General features: G+C 73.9%; 16 protein-coding genes. 11 read left to right on the forward strand and 5 right to left on the reverse strand.

Going from position 1 to position 18,532, the window contains the following annotated elements; genetic code table 11:
• From AXW62_RS05500 to AXW62_RS05520, 5 genes are all read left to right on the forward strand, one after another.
• A partial coding sequence (locus AXW62_RS05500) for an ABC transporter permease (protein ID WP_060943493.1) occupies positions 1–913 on the forward strand: 913 nt, incomplete at its 5' end.
• Positions 913–1,836: an ABC transporter permease gene (locus AXW62_RS05505; RefSeq protein ID WP_060943494.1), complete on the forward strand. Its 924-nt coding sequence runs from the start codon at positions 913–915 to the stop codon at positions 1,834–1,836. The genes AXW62_RS05500 and AXW62_RS05505, both read left to right, overlap by 1 nt.
• The gene (locus AXW62_RS05510) at positions 1,814–2,872 is read left to right on the forward strand and encodes an ABC transporter ATP-binding protein (protein WP_060943495.1); all 1,059 of its coding nucleotides are present in this window, start codon (positions 1,814–1,816) and stop codon (positions 2,870–2,872) included. The genes AXW62_RS05505 and AXW62_RS05510 overlap by 23 nt, the downstream gene beginning before the upstream one ends.
• Entirely contained in the window at positions 2,869–4,017 is a 1,149-nt protein-coding gene (locus AXW62_RS05515) for an ABC transporter ATP-binding protein (RefSeq protein ID WP_079115489.1), read from the forward strand. The genes AXW62_RS05510 and AXW62_RS05515 overlap by 4 nt, the downstream gene beginning before the upstream one ends.
• Positions 4,018–4,019: 2 nt before the next feature.
• Positions 4,020–5,147, forward strand: a complete 1,128-nt coding sequence (locus AXW62_RS05520) for an LLM class flavin-dependent oxidoreductase (RefSeq protein ID WP_060943496.1) — start codon at positions 4,020–4,022, stop codon at positions 5,145–5,147.
• A 525-nt stretch (positions 5,148–5,672) separates the two neighbouring features.
• Here the strand turns inward: AXW62_RS05520 and AXW62_RS05525 are convergent.
• Genes AXW62_RS05525 through AXW62_RS05540 form a run of 4 tightly spaced genes read right to left on the reverse strand, consistent with a single transcriptional unit; the run spans position 5,673 to position 10,481 of the window.
• Positions 5,673–7,775, reverse strand: coding sequence for a xanthine dehydrogenase family protein molybdopterin-binding subunit (locus tag AXW62_RS05525; protein ID WP_060943497.1), 2,103 nt, complete (start codon positions 7,773–7,775; stop codon positions 5,673–5,675).
• The gene (locus AXW62_RS05530; RefSeq protein WP_060943498.1) at positions 7,772–8,770 is read right to left on the reverse strand and encodes an FAD binding domain-containing protein; all 999 of its coding nucleotides are present in this window, start codon (positions 8,768–8,770) and stop codon (positions 7,772–7,774) included. Before AXW62_RS05530 ends, AXW62_RS05525 begins: the two co-directional genes overlap by 4 nt.
• Positions 8,767–9,393 (reverse strand): 2Fe-2S iron-sulfur cluster-binding protein, encoded by a 627-nt coding sequence (locus tag AXW62_RS05535; protein WP_107406228.1) that lies wholly within the window; start codon positions 9,391–9,393, stop codon positions 8,767–8,769. The genes AXW62_RS05530 and AXW62_RS05535 overlap by 4 nt, the downstream gene beginning before the upstream one ends.
• Before the next feature lie 2 nt (positions 9,394–9,395).
• Positions 9,396–10,481: an NAD(+)/NADH kinase gene (locus AXW62_RS05540; RefSeq protein WP_060943499.1), complete on the reverse strand. Its 1,086-nt coding sequence runs from the start codon at positions 10,479–10,481 to the stop codon at positions 9,396–9,398.
• A gap of 203 nt (positions 10,482–10,684) precedes the next feature.
• On the opposite strand from AXW62_RS05540, the gene AXW62_RS05545 reads away from it, so the two are divergent.
• Positions 10,685–12,022 carry a radical SAM protein gene (locus tag AXW62_RS05545; protein WP_060943505.1) on the forward strand — a complete coding sequence of 446 codons (1,338 nt, stop codon included), beginning with the start codon at positions 10,685–10,687 and terminating at the stop codon, positions 12,020–12,022.
• A gap of 30 nt (positions 12,023–12,052) precedes the next feature.
• Here AXW62_RS05545 and AXW62_RS05550 read toward each other — a convergent pair whose 3' ends face one another.
• Positions 12,053–14,020 (reverse strand): APC family permease, encoded by a 1,968-nt coding sequence (locus AXW62_RS05550; protein WP_060943500.1) that lies wholly within the window; start codon positions 14,018–14,020, stop codon positions 12,053–12,055.
• 605 nt (positions 14,021–14,625) lie between these two features.
• On the opposite strand from AXW62_RS05550, the gene AXW62_RS05555 reads away from it, so the two are divergent.
• From AXW62_RS05555 to AXW62_RS05575, 5 genes are all read left to right on the forward strand, one after another.
• Positions 14,626–15,783: a cation diffusion facilitator family transporter gene (locus AXW62_RS05555; protein ID WP_060943501.1), complete on the forward strand. Its 1,158-nt coding sequence runs from the start codon at positions 14,626–14,628 to the stop codon at positions 15,781–15,783.
• A 76-nt stretch (positions 15,784–15,859) separates the two neighbouring features.
• The gene (locus AXW62_RS05560; protein ID WP_030824990.1) at positions 15,860–16,108 is read left to right on the forward strand and encodes a hypothetical protein; all 249 of its coding nucleotides are present in this window, start codon (positions 15,860–15,862) and stop codon (positions 16,106–16,108) included.
• 84 nt (positions 16,109–16,192) lie between these two features.
• Positions 16,193–16,888 (forward strand): HAD family hydrolase, encoded by a 696-nt coding sequence (locus AXW62_RS05565; protein WP_060943502.1) that lies wholly within the window; start codon positions 16,193–16,195, stop codon positions 16,886–16,888.
• Between the two features lie 258 nt (positions 16,889–17,146).
• Complete coding sequence (locus AXW62_RS05570; protein ID WP_079105540.1) at positions 17,147–17,791, forward strand: diguanylate cyclase; 645 nt, start codon at positions 17,147–17,149, stop codon at positions 17,789–17,791.
• Between the two features lie 4 nt (positions 17,792–17,795).
• On the forward strand, positions 17,796–18,532 hold a 737-nt coding region (locus tag AXW62_RS05575), incomplete at its 3' end, for an SMP-30/gluconolactonase/LRE family protein (RefSeq protein WP_060943503.1).

An 18,532-nucleotide genomic window follows, 5' to 3' on the forward strand; every position in this document is an offset into this window, starting at 1 on the left:
CTTCCTGCTCTCCTCCGCGCTCACCTTCGGTCTCGGCGCGCTCTCCGGCGCCAATCCGGCCGCGGCGGTGCTCGGCGAGACGGCGGCCCCCGCCGACATCGCCCGGATGAACCACCAGTTCGGCCTCGACCGGCCCCTGTGGGAGCAGTACGTGTCATGGCTCGGGCACGCCTTCACCGGGGACCTGGGCCGCTCCTGGTTCACCACCGTCCCGGTGGCGACGAGCATCCGGCAGGCGATTCCGGTGGACCTGTCCATCGCCGGGCTCGCGCTGCTGATGGCGGTGGTGCTGGGCGGGGCGGCCGGTGTCGCCGCCGCGCTCAGGGCCGGCGGCCGGCTGGACCGCGCCGTCACCGCGCTGTGCGCGCTGCTCGGCACACTGCCCGGTTTCGTCGTGGCCATCGCGCTGGTCACGGTGTTCTCGCTGAAGCTGGGGTGGCTGCCCTCCGGTGGCTACGTACCGCTGGACATGGACCCCGGGCAGTGGCTGCGGTACACCCTGATGCCCGCGTTCGCGCTGAGCCTGGAGGCCGCGGCCGCCATCGCCCGTCAGCTGCGCACCTCACTGGTGGGCACCTTGCGGGAGAACTACGTGACGGGCGCGGTGATGCGCGGGCTGCCCGCCCGGCGGGTGGTGTTCGGCCATGCCCTGCGCAACGCCGCCGGACCGGCGCTCACGGCGCTCGGGATGAGCGTGCCGATGCTGCTGGGCGGTGCGGTGGTCACCCAGCAGATCTTCGCGCTGCCCGGTCTGGCCCAGCTCACCCTGCAGTCGGCGGAGCAGCACGACATCCCGGTGATCCAGGGGACGCTGCTGGTGACCATCGCGGTGGTCCTGGTCGTCAACGTGGCCGTGAACACGGCGCTGCTCGCGCTGAACCCGGCCGCCCGGCGCCGGGAGGTGACCCGCTGATGCGGACGTTGCGACGGGCGTGGCGATCCGCCTCCGCCAAGGTGGCGCTGCCGGTGCTGCTGGCCATCGCGCTGCTGGCGGCGTTCGGCGGCTGGCTCGCCCCCCATGACCCGCTGGCCCAGCACCCCCGGGACATGCTCCAGGGCCCGGGTGCCGGCCATCTCCTGGGCACCGACTACCTGGGCCGCGATGTGCTCAGCCGGCTGCTGGAGGGCAGTGGCCGCTCGGTGGCGGGCGCGGTGGAGGCGGTGGCCGCCGCGATGGCGGTGGGGGTGCCGACCGGTCTGGTCTCGCTGTGGATGGGGCGGGTGGGCGAGTGGATCGCACAGCGGGTCGTCGACGCGCTGATGACGCTGCCGTTCACCGTGTTCGCCATCGCGGTGGTGGGCGCGCTGGGCAACGGGATGCACCAGGCCATGCTGGCGCTCGGGGTGCTCTACGCCCCGCTGTTCTTCCGGATGACCCGCGCGGCCGGCCTGAGCCTGCGGCACGCCCAGTACGTGGAGTCGGCCGAGCTGTTCGGCGCCTCGGTCGGGCGGGTGCTGCGTACCCACATCTGGAGCAAGGTCCTGCCGACGGTCATCGTCACCGCCGCCCACGCGCTGGCCACCTGTCTGCTGGTGGTCTCCTCGCTGACCTTCCTCGGGGTCGGTGTGCAGCCGCCCGCCGCCACCTGGGGCGGCATGCTCGCCACCGATCTGGGCTTCCTCACCCAGCAGATCTGGGCACCGGTGTTCCCGGCCGCGCTGATCGTCGTCACCGCCGACGCGCTCCACCTGCTGGCCGACGCGGTACGGGACGCCGGGGCGCGGGAGCTGCTGCCCGCCGGTCTCCCGGACACCGCTGCCGGGCCCCCGGACACCACTGCCGACTCCCCCGACACCACCAAGGAGCGGGCCGATGCCGCACTCCCCGTCGTCTGACCCCGCCACGCCCGGCGGACCCGCCCCCGGACCGGTGGCGCTGTCCGTCGAGGGGCTCGGCGTCACCGTCTCCTCCGGGCGGCTGACGGCCGTGCGCGATGTGTCGTTCACCGTGGCCCGGGGTGAGGCCGTCGGCCTGGTCGGCGAGTCCGGCAGCGGCAAGACCCTCATCTGCCGGTCGGTGCTCGGGCTGCTGCCACCGGGCTGTGCGGTGTCCGAGGGCGAGATCGCACTGGCCGGTGAGACGCTGACCGGGCGCTCGCGCCGGGAGTGGGAGCGGGTGCGGGGCACCCGGGTGGGCGCCGTCTTCCAGGACCCCGCCTCGTACCTCAACCCGTCGCTGACCGTGGGGCGGCAACTGGCCGAGGTGCTGCGGGTGAAGCTCGGGCTGGACCGTCCGCGGGCCGGTGAACGCGCCGTCGAACTGTTCGCCGCCGTCGGGTTGCACGACCCCGCCGAGGTGGCCCGGCGCCATCCGCACGAGCTGTCCGGCGGAATGCTGCAACGGGTGCTGATCGCCATCGCGGTGGCCTGCGCACCGGACCTGCTGGTCGCCGACGAGGCCACCACCGCGCTGGATGTGGTGGTCCAGGCCGAGGTGCTGGAGCTACTGGCCCGGATGCGCGCCGAGCACGATCTGGCGCTGCTGCTGGTCAGCCACGACCTGGCGGTGATCGCCGAGGTGTGCGACCGGGTCCTGGTGGCCTACGCCGGGGAGCTGGTCGAGGACGGCCCGGCCGAGCGGGTGCTGACCGAGCCCCTGCACCCGTACACCGAGGCGCTGTTGCGCGTGGCCACGGTCGGCGACTGGGAACGGCGGGAGCTGGAGGTGATCCCCGGCGCGCCGCCCGAGGTGGGGGCGCGGCTGCCGGGGTGCCGGTTCGCGGACCGCTGCGCGTTCGCCGCGCCCGAGTGCCTCAGCGGTCCGGTGCCGCTGCGCGAGACGGCCGACGGGCGGCGGGTGCGGTGTGTCCGCAGCGAGGAGATCGATCTGTCGCGGGCCGGTGCGCGCGGCACCCGGGAGGTGGCGGTATGAGCGGGCTGCTGGAGATCTCCGGGCTGACCGTGGCCTTCGGCCGGCGGGACACGCGGCCGGTGCTGGACGGTGTGGAGCTGTCCGTGGGCGAGGGGGAGATCGTCGGGGTCATCGGGGAGACCGGCTCCGGGAAGACCACCCTGGCCCGTACCGCCGTGGGCCTGGTCGCTCCGCGCTCGGGCCGGGTGGTCTTCGACGGGCGCGAGATCTCCGGGGCGCGCGGGCGCGCCCGGCGCGCGTTCCGCCGTTCGGGGCAGCTGAGTTACGCGTTCCAGGATCCGCTGCGGGCCCTGGACCCGGAGCTGACGGTCCGGCGGGCGGTGGCCGAGCCGCTCGCCGTCGCGGGGGAGTTGGACGGGGCGCGGATCGCGGCGCGGGTGGAGGAGGCGCTGGAGACGGTGGGCCTGGACGCGGCCCGTCTCGGCGACCGGCTGCCGGGCGCCCTCTCCGGCGGTCAGCGCCAGCGGGCGCTGCTCGCGCGGGCGATCGTCACCCGGCCCCGGCTGCTGATCGCCGATGAGCCGGTGAGCGCCCTGGACGCCTCCAACCGCAACCGGGTGCTGCGGCTGCTGGACCGGCTGCGCGCCGAGCGCCGGATGGCCGTCGTCGTCATCTCGCACGACCTCAGTTCGCTGGCGGGCATCGCGGACCGGGTGGCGGTGCTGTACCGCGGCCGGGTCGTGGAACAGGGGCCCGTCCACGAGGTGTTCGGCCGCCCCCTGCATCCGTACACCGCGCTGCTCACCGCCTCCGCGCCGAGCGTACGGGCCGAGGGCGGGCCGGGCGCGGCGGCGCTGCGCCCGTCGGCCGAACCGCCCGGCTGGACGGCGCGGGAGGGCTGTGTCTTCGCCCACCGCTGCCCGTTCGTCACCGGCTCCTGCCGCACCGCGCCCGCTCCGGCCGCGGTGGGCCCGCACCGCTCGGCCGCCTGCCACCGGGTGGACCAGTGGCGTGAGCTGGTCGCCTGGACGGCTCCGGCGGCCACCTCGGGGCAGGCGCCGGAACCGGCGGCCACGGGGCGAGCACCAGAACCGGCCGCCACGGGGCGGGCGCCGGAACCGGCGGCGGCCACCGGAGAACCACGCAAGGAAGCCGGGCGGGTGACCGTCGCCCCGGTCACCGCCCGCCCCTCGGAGAAAGGCTGACGATGTCCGTCGAGTTCATCGGAATGATCGGCACCCATGAGGTGTCCGAGATCCATCCGGCCCGCGGCCCCGTCGTGGACCCCGATTACACGCTGCGGTTCGCCCGCGCCCATGAGGAGGCGGGCTTCGACCGGGTGCTGATCGGTTACGGCTCCGCCACCCCGGACGGCGCCCAAGTGGCCGCGTACGTCGCCGCGCACACCGAGCGGCTCGGGCTGCTGGTGGCCCATCGCCCCGGTTTCGTGGCCCCCACCCTGGCCGCCCGTACCTTCGCCACCCTCGACCAGTTCTCCGGCGGCCGGGTGGCCGTGCACATCATCAGCGGCGGGCGCGACGCCGAGCAGCGGCGCGACGGCGACTACCTGGGCAAGGACGACCGTTACGCCCGCACCGACGAGTATCTGGAGATCCTGAAGCGGGCGTGGACGGAGGAGGAGCCGTTCGGACACGAAGGCCGCTTCTACCGCTTCGAGGACTTCCACGCCGAGGTCCGCCCGCGTCAGCGGCCACGCATCCCGCTGTACTTCGGCGGCTCCTCGCAGGCCGCGTACGCGGTGGGCGGCAAGCACGCGGACACCTTCGCGCTGTGGGGCGAGCCACTGGCGGAGACGGCGGAGCAGATCGCCTCCGTACACCGGGCCGCCAAGGCCGCGGGGCGGACCGAACCGCCCGGTATCAGCGTGTCCTTCCGTCCCGTCCTCGGCGCGACCGAGGAGCAGGCGTGGGAGCGGGCGCACCGGATCCTCGACACCATCACGACCAAGGGCCCGGCGGGCTCCTTCACCTCCTCCCGATGGGGCCGCGAGACGCTGGGCTCGCCCACGACCGGCGGCCCAGAACCGCAGAACGTCGGCTCCCAGCGGCTGCTGGCCGCCGCGGCCCGCGGTGAGCGCCACGACCGGGCACTGTGGACGGCGACCGCGGCCGCCACCGGGGCGGCCGGGAACTCCACGGCGCTGGTGGGCACCCCGGAGACGGTCGCGAAGGCGCTGCTGGACTATGTGGACATCGGCGTCACGACCCTGCTGATCCGCGGCTACGACCCGCTGGACGACGCGGTCGACTACGGCCGTGCGCTGCTGCCGCTGGTGCGCCAGGAGCTGGCCCACCGGGCCGCCGGGAACGGCTGACGGCTGCTGGCTGGGAAGGGCTGATGCCCCACGGCCTGGGTGTCCCGTGGTGACGGCCCGGGTGCCCCGTGCCGTCACCACGGGACACCCGGGGGCCGTGACACCCGACCGGGGCCGCGAACACCCGCCCGGGGGCCGGGACGGGCCGGGCGCGGCCACGGAACCGGGCAGCCGGCCACGGGACCGGGCAGCCGCCACGGGACGCGAGGGCCACCACGGGACGCGAGGGCCGCCACGGAACGCCCCGGACCCGCGACGCCAGCCCGGGAGCCGGGACGGGCCGGGCGCGGCCACGGAACCGGGCAGCCACCACGGGACGCGAGGGCCGCCACGGAACGCCCCGGACCCGCGACACCAGCCCGGGAGCCCCCTGACACCGGCCCCGGACCCGTGACACCAGGACACCAGCCCCGGACCCCTGACGCCAGCCCGGAAGCCGTGGCCACCGGGCCGGGAGCCGTGGTCACCGGGCCGAGAGCCGTGGCCGCCGAGCCGGGGACCGTGGCCGCCGGGCCGGGCGGTCGCTCAGTGGCCGGGCAGCCCCGCGCGCACCCGCTCCACCGTGATCGGCAGATCTCGGACCCGTACCCCCGTGGCGTGGTACACCGCGTTGGCGATGGCCGCCGCCGTGCCGACGATCCCCAGCTCCCCGACGCCCTTGCTGCCCATCGGGTTGAGCTCGTCGTCGTCCTCCTCCAGCCAGTACGCCTGGACGTCGCGCACGTCCGCGTTGGCCGCGATGTGGTAGGTGGCGAGGTCGTGGTTGGCGAAGTCGCCGAACCGCGGGTCCACCTCCAGGCCCTCGTGCAGCGCCATCGACAGCCCCATGCACATACCGCCGCGCAGCTGCGAACCCGCCGTCCGGGGGTTGATGATGCGTCCGGCGGCGAACATTCCCAGCAGCCGGTCCACCCGTACCTGACCGGTGACGGCGTCCACCCGCACCCGGGCGAACTGGGCGCCGTAGGCGTGGCGCGAGAAGTCCCGGCGCGCGGCGACGTCCTCGGCGGTGTCCGCCAGCTCCTCCAGTCCGCCGGGCGGGACCGCGCCGGCCGACTCGCCGAGCCGCTTGGCCAGCGCCCGGCACGCCTTGGCCACCGCCCATCCCCAGGAACTCGTGCCCATCGAGCCACCCGCGAACGGCGCCTGGCCGTAGGCGCTGCGGCCGATGTCGAGGGTGACGCGGTCGATCTCCACACCGAGTTCGTCCGCCGCCACCTGGGTCAGCGCGGTACGGGCCCCGGTGCCGATGTCGGCCGCGGCGATCCGTACGGTGAAAGTGCCGTCCGGCTCGGCGCGGGCGGTCGCGGTGGCGGGCCAGGTGATGGCGGGGAAGACGGACGCCGCCACTCCGGTGCCGACCAGCCAGCGCCCTTCCCGGCGGCGCCCCGGCGCGGGGTCGCGGCCCGCCCAGCCGAAGCGCGCCGCGCCCTCCCGCAGACAGGCCACCAGATTGCGGCTGCTGAAGGGGTGGCCGGACTCGGGGTCCACCGACGGCTCGTTGACCACCCTCAGTTCGATGGGGTCCATGCCCAGCGCCACGGCCAGCTCGTCCATCGCGCTCTCCAGCGCGAACATCCCGGGCGCCTCGCCGGGGGCCCGCATCCACGAGGGCGTGGGCACGTCCAGCTGCGCCAGCCGGTGGGTGGTGCGGCGGTGGCGCGCGGCGTACATCACGCGGGTGGGGGTGGCGGTCTGCTCGCAGTACGGGGCGAGTGTGGAACTCTGCTGCAGCGCGTCATGCCAGACGGCGGTCAGCCGGCCGTCCCGTTCGGCGCCGAGCCGGACCCGCTGGAGGGTGGGTGTCCGGTACGTCACCATGGTGAACATCTGCTGCCGGGTGGCCGCCACCTTGACCGGCCGGCCCACCGCGCGGGCGGCCAGCGCGGCGAGCACCGTGGGCGGACGGGGAACCGCCTTGGAGCCGAAGCCTCCGCCGGTGTGGTCGGCGACGACCCGTACGGCGCCTTCCGGCAGCCCGAACAGCTCGGCCAGCGTGGCGGCGGTCATCCAGGGGCCCTGGTCGCCGTTGTAGAGGGTGAGGGAGTCCTCGTCCCAGACGGCGATGGTGGCATGCGGCTCCATCGCGCTGGTGTGCTCCGGGGGTGTGGTGTACGTGGCGTCGAGGACGACCGGCGCCGCGGCGAGGGCGGCCTCCACATCGCCGGTCTCCGTCTGCCCCGGGTAGCCGCCGTTGACCGTGTCGGGGACGAAGATCCGCGGATCGCCGTCGGTCAGCTCGGCGTCGTGGTCGTCCACGTCGTACTCGACCCGCACGGCCGCCGCGGCCTGACCGGCCGTCTCATAGCTGTCCGCCACCACCGCCGCCACGATCTGTCCCCGGTAGGCGACGTCGGCGGACTGCAGAACGGCGAGTTCGGGGTCGCCGGCCGGGCGCAGCCGGAACACGTTGCGGCTGTCGAGCACGGCGACCACCCCCGGCAGGGCCAGCGCCGCGCCGGCGTGGACGGCGCGCACCCTGCCACGCGGGACGGTGGACTGCACCGCCCACGCGTACAGGGCGTCCGGCACCGGGTACTCATAGGCGTAGAGCGCGGTGCCGGTGACCTTCTGGTGTCCTTCGACACGGGTCACGTCCGCGCCCACGGTCCGCTGGAGCGTGGTCATCGCCGTTCCCCTCCCACGAGGTCGCGCACGGCCGAGGTGATGACGTCCACCGCGAGGTCGATCTTGAAGGCGTTCCCCGGCAGCGGACGCGCCGAGGCGAACTCGGCCCGAGCCGCCTCCCGCAAGCCCTCCTCGGTCGGCCGGCGGCCGGTCAGCAGCCGTTCGGCCTCGCGGGCCCGCCACGGGCGGGTGCCCACGCCGCCGAGCCCCAGCCGGATGTCGCGCAGGGTGCCGTCGGCGGCCGTGGCGACCACGGCGGCCACCGACACCAGCGCGAACGCGTAGGACCAGCGGTCGCGGACCTTGCGGTAGGACATGGCGACGCCCTCGGGGGGCGGCGGCAGCTCGACACCGGTGATCAGATCGCCCGGCTGGAGCACCGTCTCGCGGTCCGGGGTGTCGCCGGGCAGCAGGTAGAAGTCGTTCAGCGGGAGCGCACGGGGGCTGCCGTTCACCCGCCGCAGGTGGACGACCGCGTCGAGCGCGGCCATCGCCACCGCCATGTCGGAGGGGTGGCTCGCCACACAGGCGTCGGAGGTGCCGAGCACGGCGAGGTCGCGGTGGAGGCCCTGGACGGCCGAACAGCCGGTGCCCGGCTGCCGCTTGTTGCACGGTTTGGTCACGTCCTGGAAGTACACGCAGCGGGTGCGCTGGAGCAGGTTGCCGCCGGTGGTGGCCACCGTCCTGAGCTGCCCGGAGGCCCCCGACAGCAGCGCTTCGGCCAGGGCCGGGAAGCGCTCGCGGACGCCGGGGTCGCCGGCCAGCCGGCTGCCGGAGACCAGCGCGCCGATGAGCACACCGCCGTCCGGGCGGTGCTCGATGGCGTCGTACGGGAGCCGGGTGATGTCGACGACCACGGCGGGCTCGGTCACCCCGAGTTTCATCAGGTCCACCAGGTTGGTGCCGCCGGCCAGGTACACCGCCTCGGTGGAGTCGGCCACGAGGGTGGCGGCGGTCTCGGGGGTGGTCGCGCGTTCGTAGGCGAAGGGCTTCACCGCACTCCTCCTCCCGCGCCGGCGCGGGCCGGTGCGCCGCCGCCGTCGCCCCCGGCGGCCTCGCGGATGGCGGCCACGATGCCGGGGTAGGCCCCGCAGCGGCACAGGTTGCCGCTCATCCGCTCCCGGATCTCCTCGGCGTCCAGGTCGGCCGGTGCGCCGACCCCGGCCGCCATGTCCTCGGTGACATGGCTGGGCCAGCCGCGGGCGGCCTCGGTGAGCGCGCCGATCGCGGAACAGATCTGGCCCGGTGTGCAGTAGCCGCACTGGAAGCCGTCGTGTTCCAGGAACGCCCGCTGGAGCGGGTGGAGTTCCTCCGGTGCCGCGAGCCCCGCGACGCCCTCGATGGTGGTGATGTCCCGGCCCTGCGCGGCCACGGCGAACACCAGGCAGCTGTTGACCCGCTCGCCGTCGATCAGCACGGTGCAGGCCCCGCACTGACCGTGGTCGCACCCCTTCTTCACCCCGGTCAGCGCCAGGTGTTCGCGGAGGGCGTCCAGCAGCGTCACCCGGTGGTCGAGGGTGAGGGCGCGGTCGGCGCCGTTGACCCGCAGCGTGAGATCACTGTGAAACGCGTGAGCTGTCACATCACTCAGCCTGGCACCGGGGCGGGCACCCCGCATCTTCAGCCCCGGCCGCCGGGCCCCGGCTCCGGTGGGTCGCCGGGCGCCGGGGGCAGCCGCAGGTGCGCCAGGTCCGCGGGGATGGGCGAGCGGGGGCGGTAGAACGGCGGGGCCGGGTCGGCGGCGGGCGAGTCGGCCAGCCGGAAGCGGTCCCGCAGCCGGTGGTAGAACCGCGTCGGCGCGAGCCGTACCAGCCGCAGCCGGTCCGGTGCCCGGTAGGCCGCCACCCAGTCGCCCGGCTCCAGCACCCCGCGCAGCTGCCCGTCGAGGCTGACCGCCACCCGTCCCGAGGTCGGCAGGACCCGTACGGCCACGGCCTCGTCCACCGCGGCCACCACGGTGCGGTCGAAGGCGATGTGCGGGGCGACCGGGGTGAAGACGACCGCGTCCAGGTACGGGGAGACCACCGGGCCGCCGGCGGCGAAGCTGTAGGCGGTGGAGCCGGTCGGGGTGGCCACGATGATCGCGTCGGCCGAGTAGGAGGCCAGCAGCTGCCCGGACACGTACACCGCGAGCCCGGCCTGGCGGTCGCGGGCGAGTTTTTCGAAGACCACGTCATTGACGGCGATGGCGTCCAGCGGGACGCCCCAGCCGACCTCCTCGGGGCTGCTGCCGGGGCGGACCCTGGGCGGGGGCAGCGCGGGGCCCCGTCCGTAGCGCAGCAGCGCGTCCATGCCCTCGGGCATCTCCAGCGGCCGGGACGCCCGCAGGGTGAGCATCATGCGCTCCTCGACCGTGTGGCGGCCCTCGTGGACGGCGTTCAGCGCGTCCTCCACCTGGTCGGCGGTGATCTCGGTGAGGAAGCCGACCCGTCCCACGTTCACGCCCAGCGCCGCGGCCCCGTTCCCGGCCGCGAGCCGGGCGCCGCGCAGAAAGGTGCCGTCGCCGCCGAAGGTGACGAGCAGATCGGGGTGGCCGGCGGCCGCGGACTCCTCGTGGGCGCTGCGCCGGGGCCGGTCGCCGCGCCAGACGTCGAGTTCGACGCAGGAGATGCCATGGGCAGCGGCCCACGCGCCGGCGGTGTGTGCCGCCGCGACGGCGGTGGGGCGGGCCCGGTGGACGACCAGGCCGAGCCGGTTGACAGCCATGGTCCTTCCACCGTAGGCCGACCGGACCCCGGACGCCCGCCGACGGGGGCGCGGGGGCGGGAACGGCCGGCCGGGCGCACAGGGGCGGGGCCGGGGCGGACACCCTTCAGGCGCGCGCCACCCCTTGATCTATGGTGTGTGGCGGCAGACGACCTGCGCGGGGGCCGCACCGTGTCCCCACGGAACCGGGAATGGTGCAGCACATGGTGACCGAGCGACGGACCGCACTGGTCGAGGACCTGATGGGACGTTTTCCCCAGGTGCCCCGGGAGGCCGTGCTCAAGGAGGACCTGCTGCGGGGCGGCATGGCCTTCGACGAGTCCGCGCTCAGTGGCAACGGCGACGGCGACGTCAAGCCGAAGTCGTACTTCATCTTCTCGTTCGACCACCGCACCCTGCCGGAGCTGGGTGCCGCGGCCCTCAACCGGCCGCCCGAGGAGATCGTGCTCACCGGCGGGCCGTACGAGCTGCGCCGCACGGTGGTGTCCGTCCGCGTCAACCCCTCCTCGCCCTATGTGGTCCGGGCCGGGGAGGACGGTGCGCTGGGCCTGTACCTGGACGGTGCGCGGATCGCCGACGTGGGGCTGCCGCCGATGCCGGACTACTACCGCCACACCCTGTCGAACGGCAAGTCGGTGATGGAGGTCGCGCCCACCATCCAGTGGGGCTATCTGGTGTATCTGACGGTCTTCCGGGTGTGCCAGTACTTCGGTGCCAAGGAGGAGTGCCAGTACTGCGACATCAACCACAACTGGCGTCAGCACAAGGCGGCGGGCCGCCCGTACACCGGGGTGAAGCCGGTCGAGGAGGTGCTGGAGGCGCTGGAGATCATCGACCGCCATGACACCGCCCGCGCCTCCCAGGCGTACACCCTCACCGGCGGGGCGATCACCTCGCACATCGGCGGCCGTGACGAGGCCGACTTCTACGGCCACTACGCGAAGGCCATCGAGGAGCGCTTCCCGGGCCGGTGGATCGGCAAGGTGGTGGCACAGGCGCTGCCCAAGGCCGACGTCCAGCGGTTCCACGACTACGGGGTGCGCATCTACCACCCCAACTTCGAGGTGTGGGACCGGCGGCTGTTCGAGCTGTACTGCCCGGGCAAGGAGCGCTACATCGGGCGTGACGAGTGGCACCGCCGGATCCTGGACTCGGCCGAGGTGTTCGGCGCCCGGAACGTGATTCCCAACTTCGTCGCGGGCGTGGAGATGGCCGAGCCGTTCGGCTTCTCATCCGTACACGAGGCGATCGAGTCCACCGCCGAGGGCTTGCGGTTCTTCATGTCGCACGGTGTCGTGCCCCGGTTCACCACCTGGTGCCCCGAGCCGACGACCCCGCTGGGCAAGGCCAATCCGCAGGGCGCGCCGCTGGAGTACCACATCCGGCTGCTGGAGACCTACCGGGCCACGCTCGAGGACTTCGGGCTGTCCTCGCCCCCGGGATACGGCCCGCCGGGGCCGGGGCGGGCGGTGTTCTCGGTCAGCTCGTTCATGGACAGCCTGCCCGCCGCGGAGCCGGACGCGGAGCCCGCGGCGCCCTGACCCGGCGGCCTCCCCCGTCCGGCGGGCTTCTCATCCGACGTGGACGTGCGGGCGGCGGCTGCGGTCGGGTTCGGCCTCGCGCAGGACCTCCCGGGTGACGGGGGCGACCTCTCCCTGGCCGAAGAGGAAGAACCGCAGGAAGTGGGCCAGCGGGTTGCCCTCCGTCCACTCGAAGTAGATGTGCGGGCGCTGCCCGGTCATGTCCCGCACCGACAGCAGCAGCGCGGCCAGCGCGTTGGCGATGGTGGCGCTCTGCATGGTCAGCACGCGGTAGCGGCCGTGCACCACCTCTCCGCACACCCGCAGCTCGCTCTCGAACTCGGACGGGTCGACGACGGTGACCTCGACGAACATGACGTCCTCCTCGTCCGGGATGTCGTTGTCCGCCCGGATCTGATGCTGCTTGTCCCGGTATTCGGCCAGGTCGCGGCGGTCCGGTTTATTGGCGATGAAGCGGATTCTGCGGTGGGCGGTGTCGCGGATGAACCGCTCGGCCAGGGGGTTGAACGTCACGCTGGTGACCCGCAGCTCGAACGCCCTGGCGGCCCGGGACAGCAGCGATACGGCCAGGATGCCGCCGATGAAGCAGGCGCCGATCTTGACGCCGTCGGGCCGCTCGATGATGTTCACCGCGGTGGTGTAGAGGAAGACCACCGAGATGACGCCGAAGCCGGCGGTCCAGCCGTGCTGCCGGGCGCGCCGCGCGACGATGGTGACGGCGATGGTGGCGGAGGTGATGAGCACGAGCACACCGGTGGCGTAGGCGCCGCCCTGGGCGTCCACGTTCGCCCTGAAGAGCCAGGTCACCAGGAACGCGATGACGGTGAACACCAGCACCATGGGGCGGACCGCACGCGCCCAGTGGGGTGCCATGCCGTAGCGCGGCAGATAGCGGGGCATCAGGTTGAGCAGCCCGGCCATGGCCGAGGCCCCGGCGAACCAGAGGATGGCGATGGTGGAGGCGTCGTAGACGCTGCCGAACGCCGAGCCCAGGTACTCGTGGGCGAGATAGGCCAGGGCGCGCCCGTTGGCGTGGCCGCCCGGCCGGAACTCCCGCTGCGGGATCAGCAGGGTCGTGATGAAGCTGGAGGTGATGAGGAAGACACTCATGATCAACGCGGCGGTGGTCAGCAGCTTCCTGGTTCCCTGGATGCGTCCGGTGGGGCGCTCCTCGGTGTCGCCCGGCTTGCCCTCGATATGCGGCATGACGGCCACGCCCGTCTCGAACCCGGACAGGCCGAGGGCCAGTTTGGGGAAGATCACCAGCGCCACCCCGACCATCACCAGGGGGCTGCCGCGCTCGGCGACCAGCGCCCGGGACCAGTCGGGGATCACCTGCGGCGCGGTGAAGACGTGCCACAGCCCGACCGCCACCACGACGGCGTTGAGCACCAGATAGGTGGCCACCAGCGTCACGGCGATCCCGATGGCCTCGGTGAACCCCTTCAGGAACACCGCGCCGAGCAGCCCCACCAGGATCCAGGTGATGGTCACCTCATGGCCGCGCAGGGCCGTGGTGAGATGCGGGTTCTCCACCAGATGGGCGGTGGCGTCGGCCGCGGAGAGGGTGATGGTGATCAGGAAGTCGGTGGCCGCGAAGCCCAGCAGGGTGAGGACGAACACCTTGCCCTTCCAGAAGGTCAGCAGCCGCTCCAGCATCGCGATCGAGCCCTGGCCGTGCGGGCTCTCATGGGCCACTCTGCGGTACACCGGCAGCGCGCCCACCAGGGTCACCACCACCAGGACCACGGTGGCCAGCGGGGAGAGCAGCCCGGCCGCCAGGGCGGCGATTCCGGGCTGGTAGCCGAGGGTGGAGAAGTAGTCCAGACCGGTCAGGCACATGACGCGCCACCACGGATGGCCCCGGTGCGCGCTCTCCGGCTCGGCATGCGGACCGGGGTGGCGCTTGGCCATGTCGCTCTCCAGCAGCCACGCGCGCAGGCGATCGCGCGGCCCGCCGTCGGAGGCGGCGCCGCCGCCAGAGGTGGAGGAGACCACCGGGTGCTCCCGTCGTACAGCGAAAGGTGTCGGCCATCGGTGAGACCCTTCGGCCAGCGTATGCGGCCCGGCCGGCCATCACCCGGTCGGCGCCGCCGGCCGAAGGACATCGCTTTCCCAGCCCTCGCGGCAGCGGCGGCCCGCCACGGCCGGGGTGCCCCGGGGCACCGCGGTGGGCCGGGGCGCGGTGGCGCTCGGTTCGGCGTGACCGCGGCCTGCTGACCGTCGCCGTTATGGGGCCCGGCCGCCGCACCGCCCCGCCGGACGCGCCCGCACCACCGGACGCGCCCGCCCCGCCGAACCTGCCCGCCTCACCAGACGTGCCCGCCTCACCAGACGCGCCCGCACCACCAGACGCGCCCGCACCACCAGACGCGCCCGCACCGCCGGACGCGCCCGCCTCACCAGACGCTCCGGTCGGCTGATCCGGTCCGGGCGCGCCCCGTGGGCCGGATGCCCCGGGCGGGGCGCGCTCCCCTGGCGGGCGTGCCACGATTGAGCTTCCGTCATCGGGACACACGCGAAGGTGACAGGCCGTCCGGCCGCCCCGGCGGGGCGGGCCACCAGGACGGCACCACCTTCCCGTATACGAAAGTTGCCCGCCGATGAGCCGTTCCGCAACGCACCCCTCCGACCAGCGCGGCACCCCGGGTACGCCGGACACGCCGGATGTCCCGGGGACCCCGCGCGCACCGGAGGCGCCACAGTCCTCGCACGCACCGGACAGACCGCGCCGGCCGGACAGGGGTCACGCGCCGGGGGGCGAGGACGCCAAGACGGCGGTCACCGTCCTCGTCGCGCTCGGCGCCAATCTCGTGATCGCGCTGGCCAAGGCCGTCGGCGGGATGTTCGCCGGCTCCCCCGCGCTGCTCTCCGAGGCCGCTCACTCCGTCGCGGACAGCCTCAACGAGGTGTTCCTGCTCGCCTCCCTCAAGCGCAGCAAGCGGGCGCCCGACGACCTGCACCCGTTCGGCTACGGCAAGGAGCGCTACTTCTGGTCGCTGCTGGCCGCCGTCGGCATCTTCGTCATGGGCGGCTGCTTCTCCTTCTTCCAGGGTGCCGAGGCGCTGAGTTCCGGCGGCTCCGAGGATCACAGCGGCTATGTGGTCGGCCTGGCGGTGCTGGGCGTGGCGTTCATCGCCGAGGGGTCCTCGCTGGTCCGGGCGCTGTTCCAGGTCCGCGGCCAGGCCCGGGAAGCGGGCCGGGGCATGGTGGCCGAGCTGCGCGCGGGGGACGATCCCACCCTGCGCACCGTCCTGGCCGAGGACTCCACCGCCTGTCTCGGCGTGATCTTCGCCCTGGTCGGCATGGGGCTGCACATGGTCACCGGCGACGCGGTCCACGAGGCCACGGCCTCCTTCCTGATCGGCGCCCTGCTGGTCTATGTGGCCTACCGGCTGGCCAGGGATGCGCGCGGGCGGCTCATCGGGGAGGCGATCGACCCGGCCCAGCGCCGGGAGCTGCGCCGGTTCCTCGAGGAGCAGCCGGAGGTCGACACCGTGACCACCCTGCTGACGATGCGTTTGGGCAATGAGTCGACGCTGGTGGCGGCCCGGATCGACCTCGTCCCCGGCCTCGACAGCGAGGTGGTCGAGGAGGTCCTGGTACGCGTCAAGAAGGCGATGGCAAGGCTGTGGCCGCACGCCGACCAGATCTTCCTCGACGTCACCGACGCCTCGGCCAGGGACCGGGCGCGGGCCCGGGAGGACCGGCGGGCGCTCGATGAGACGGTGGCGGCCGCGGAGCGGGAGGAGAAGGCATGAGATTGGCCCCGGCGGGCCGGGGTACCCGGTGAAGACCAGCCCGCAACAAGCCAACTCATGTACGGAGGCACAACTGATGGGCCTGGGTGGATGCATATTGATGATCGCGGTGGGAGGCATTCTCACCTTCGCCACCGACTGGAACGCCAACGGACTCAACGTCCACCTGGTGGGCCTGATCCTGATGGCCGTCGGCATCATCGGGACCTCGGCGTATGTGAGTGTGTACAAGCGCCGGCGCGTGGTCGAGCCGACCGCCGTGGCGCCCCCCGTGGTCGAGGACCCCGAACATCACCCCCGGCACCACCACTACTACGACACCTGAGTGCCGGTCCCCTTTCCGACGAGGTGGCCTCCGCCGCGAGCGGGGGCCACCTCGTCGTCGTCACGACTGCCCCGGGAGGACACGATGAGCAGCGAACACACCTCGGATCGGGACGCGCGGGGCCGCCGGGCCGCGCTGTTCGATGTGGACGGCACACTGGTGGACACCAACTACCTGCACACCGTCACCTGGTGGGAGGCGATGCGGCAGGCCGGGCACACGGTGGGCATGCGGGAGATCCACCACGCCATCGGCATGAGCTCCGACAAGCTCCTGGACCGTCTGCTGCCGTGCGACCGGGACCGCTCGCAGGACGGGCGGATCAGCGGCGCGCACAAGGCCCTCTACGCGGAGTACTTCTCCCGGCTGCCCGCCGTCGACGGCGCCGCGGAGCTGCTGCGCACCCTGGCCGGACGCGGCTGGTACGTGGTGCTGGCCAGCTCCGCGCCGAAGGACGAACTGGCCGCGATGCGGGCCGCGATCGGCGCCGACGAGGCCATCGGAGCGGCGCTCAGCTCCGATGACGTCGAGGAGGGCAAGCCCGCGCCGGACCTGGTCGGGCAGGCACTGGAGCGCGCCGGGGTGCCGGCCCGGGACGCGGTCTTCGTCGGTGACACCGTGTGGGACGTGGCGGCGTGCCGGAAGGCGGGGGTGCGCTGTGTCGCGCTGCTGTCCGGTGGCATCCCCCCTGAGCTGCTGACGGAGGCCGGTGCGGACGAGATCTACCGCGACCCCGCGGATCTGCTCCGCCGGCTGGACGACAGCGCGCTGGGGCGCTGAGCCTTCGGCCCGGTGCGCGCCTCCCGGCTCCGGCCGGACCTCGCCGGCCGCCGTCCGGGCGCCTCCGGCGGCGCGTCACGGCGGTCCGGGGGAGCCCGGCGCGTCACCGCCCTCCAGGCCGGTGACGCGCCGACGCGGCGGCTGGGCGCCGCGCCGTGTCCGGCGAGCGCCACGCCGGGAGCGCCGGAGCCGTCCGCGGCCGTTTGCGCGGGATACGAAGAGGGCACCCGGCCTGTCCCCCGTCGTGCTGGAGGCGATATGACTCTTTCCCGTAGCCCGGCGTCCCGTGCGTGGCGGCGGTGGCGGCGGCCGCGCGATCTGAAGGTGCCGCGGAAGCCCGTGGACGTCGAGGACGCCAACCGGCGGTTCCTGATGTACGGGGTGATGCCGCTGTGGTTCGTCCCCGCGGTGGCGGACTGGCTCATGCACCGGCGGACCAGGATCGAGCACACCTCGGGCACCCGGGAATCGGCGCTGCACGCCCTGATGATGACGGAGGCGGGCGTCCCCGTCGCGATGGGGCTGCTCGCCCGGGTCAACCCGCTGGTGCTGTCGGTGATGGGAGGAGCGGCGATCGCCCATGGCGCCACCGCGCTGTGGGACGTCAGCCTGGCCACCGGTGAACGCGAGGTGCGGCCGGTGGAACAGCACATCCACAGCTTCCTGGAGGTCCTGCCGCTGTCGGCGATGGCGTTCACCTGCTGTCTGCACTGGGAACAGGTCCGCGCCGCGCTGCGCGGCGGGGACCGGCCCGAGGACTGGAAGCTGCTGCCCAAGGAGAACCCGCTGCCCGCCCGCTATCTGGCGGCGATCGGGCTGGGCATCGGCGCCTTCGTCGTGCTGCCCTACGCCGAGGAGATGAAACGGTGCGTCAGGGCCGCCCGGATCCGCAGGGCGGGGTGAGCCCGTGCCGCGGCCACGCCCCCGTACGCGGCCGACGGCCGGGGCGGCCGAACCGCTGCCCCCGGCGCGCGTCCTGGCGCCGGAGGCGCACGGGCCCGAACACATCGCCCTCGACGCGCGGGGCCGGATCCTGACCGGCACGGCGGACGGGGCGATCCGGCGGCTGACGCTGTCGCCGGCCCACGGGCTCGTCCGTTCCGAGGTGCTCGCGCACACCGGCGGACGGCCGCTGGGCCTGGTCCCCTGCCCCGACGGCGGGCTGCTGGTGTGCGACGCCCGGCGCGGGCTGCTGCGCGTCGGGCCGGGCGACGGGTCCGTCCGGGTGGTCGCGGACGAGGTGGCCGGGAGGCCGCTGCGGTTCTGCAGCAACGTCGCCGTGGCGGCCGACGGCACGGTCTACTTCACCGTCTCCAGCCGCCGCCACGGCCTGGAGCACTGGCTCCGCGACATCCTGGAGAACACCGCCACCGGGCAGCTGCTGCGGCTGCGGCCCGGCGGCCGGCCGGAAGTGCTGCTGGACGGGCTGCGGTTCGCCAACGGGGTCGCCCTCGCCCCGGACGAGGCGTACCTCGCCGTGGCCGAGAGCGCCGCCTACCGGATCAGCCGGCTGTGGCTGACCGGCGGCCGGGCGGGTGAACGGGACGTCCTCGTCCGTGATCTGCCGGGCTTTCCGGACAATCTCACCCGCGGTCCCGGCGGGGTCTTCTGGGTGGCTCTCGCCGGGCCGCGGGAGCCCGCCGT

Origin of the sequence: Streptomyces hygroscopicus subsp. hygroscopicus (genome assembly GCF_001553455.1) — a bacterium.
Lineage (GTDB): Bacteria > Actinomycetota > Actinomycetes > Streptomycetales > Streptomycetaceae > Streptomyces > Streptomyces hygroscopicus.

Excerpts from the sequence above, each read along its gene's own strand:
- AXW62_RS05540 (WP_060943499.1), bottom strand. The coding sequence starts at position 10,481 with ATGGCTGTCAACCGGCTCGGCCTGGTCGTCCACCGGGCCCGCCCCACC.
- AXW62_RS05515 (WP_079115489.1), top strand. The coding sequence starts at position 2,869 with ATGAGCGGGCTGCTGGAGATCTCCGGGCTGACCGTGGCCTTCGGCCGG.
- AXW62_RS05545 (WP_060943505.1), top strand. The coding sequence starts at position 10,685 with ATGGTGACCGAGCGACGGACCGCACTGGTCGAGGACCTGATGGGACGT.
- AXW62_RS05510 (WP_060943495.1), top strand. The coding sequence starts at position 1,814 with ATGCCGCACTCCCCGTCGTCTGACCCCGCCACGCCCGGCGGACCCGCC.
- AXW62_RS05565 (WP_060943502.1), top strand. The coding sequence starts at position 16,193 with ATGAGCAGCGAACACACCTCGGATCGGGACGCGCGGGGCCGCCGGGCC.
- AXW62_RS05525 (WP_060943497.1), bottom strand. The coding sequence starts at position 7,775 with ATGACCACGCTCCAGCGGACCGTGGGCGCGGACGTGACCCGTGTCGAA.
- AXW62_RS05520 (WP_060943496.1), top strand. The coding sequence starts at position 4,020 with ATGTCCGTCGAGTTCATCGGAATGATCGGCACCCATGAGGTGTCCGAG.
- AXW62_RS05555 (WP_060943501.1), top strand. The coding sequence starts at position 14,626 with ATGAGCCGTTCCGCAACGCACCCCTCCGACCAGCGCGGCACCCCGGGT.
- AXW62_RS05560 (WP_030824990.1), top strand. The coding sequence starts at position 15,860 with ATGGGCCTGGGTGGATGCATATTGATGATCGCGGTGGGAGGCATTCTC.
- AXW62_RS05535 (WP_107406228.1), bottom strand. The coding sequence starts at position 9,393 with ATGCGGGGTGCCCGCCCCGGTGCCAGGCTGAGTGATGTGACAGCTCAC.
- AXW62_RS05505 (WP_060943494.1), top strand. The coding sequence starts at position 913 with ATGCGGACGTTGCGACGGGCGTGGCGATCCGCCTCCGCCAAGGTGGCG.
- AXW62_RS05570 (WP_079105540.1), top strand. The coding sequence starts at position 17,147 with ATGACTCTTTCCCGTAGCCCGGCGTCCCGTGCGTGGCGGCGGTGGCGG.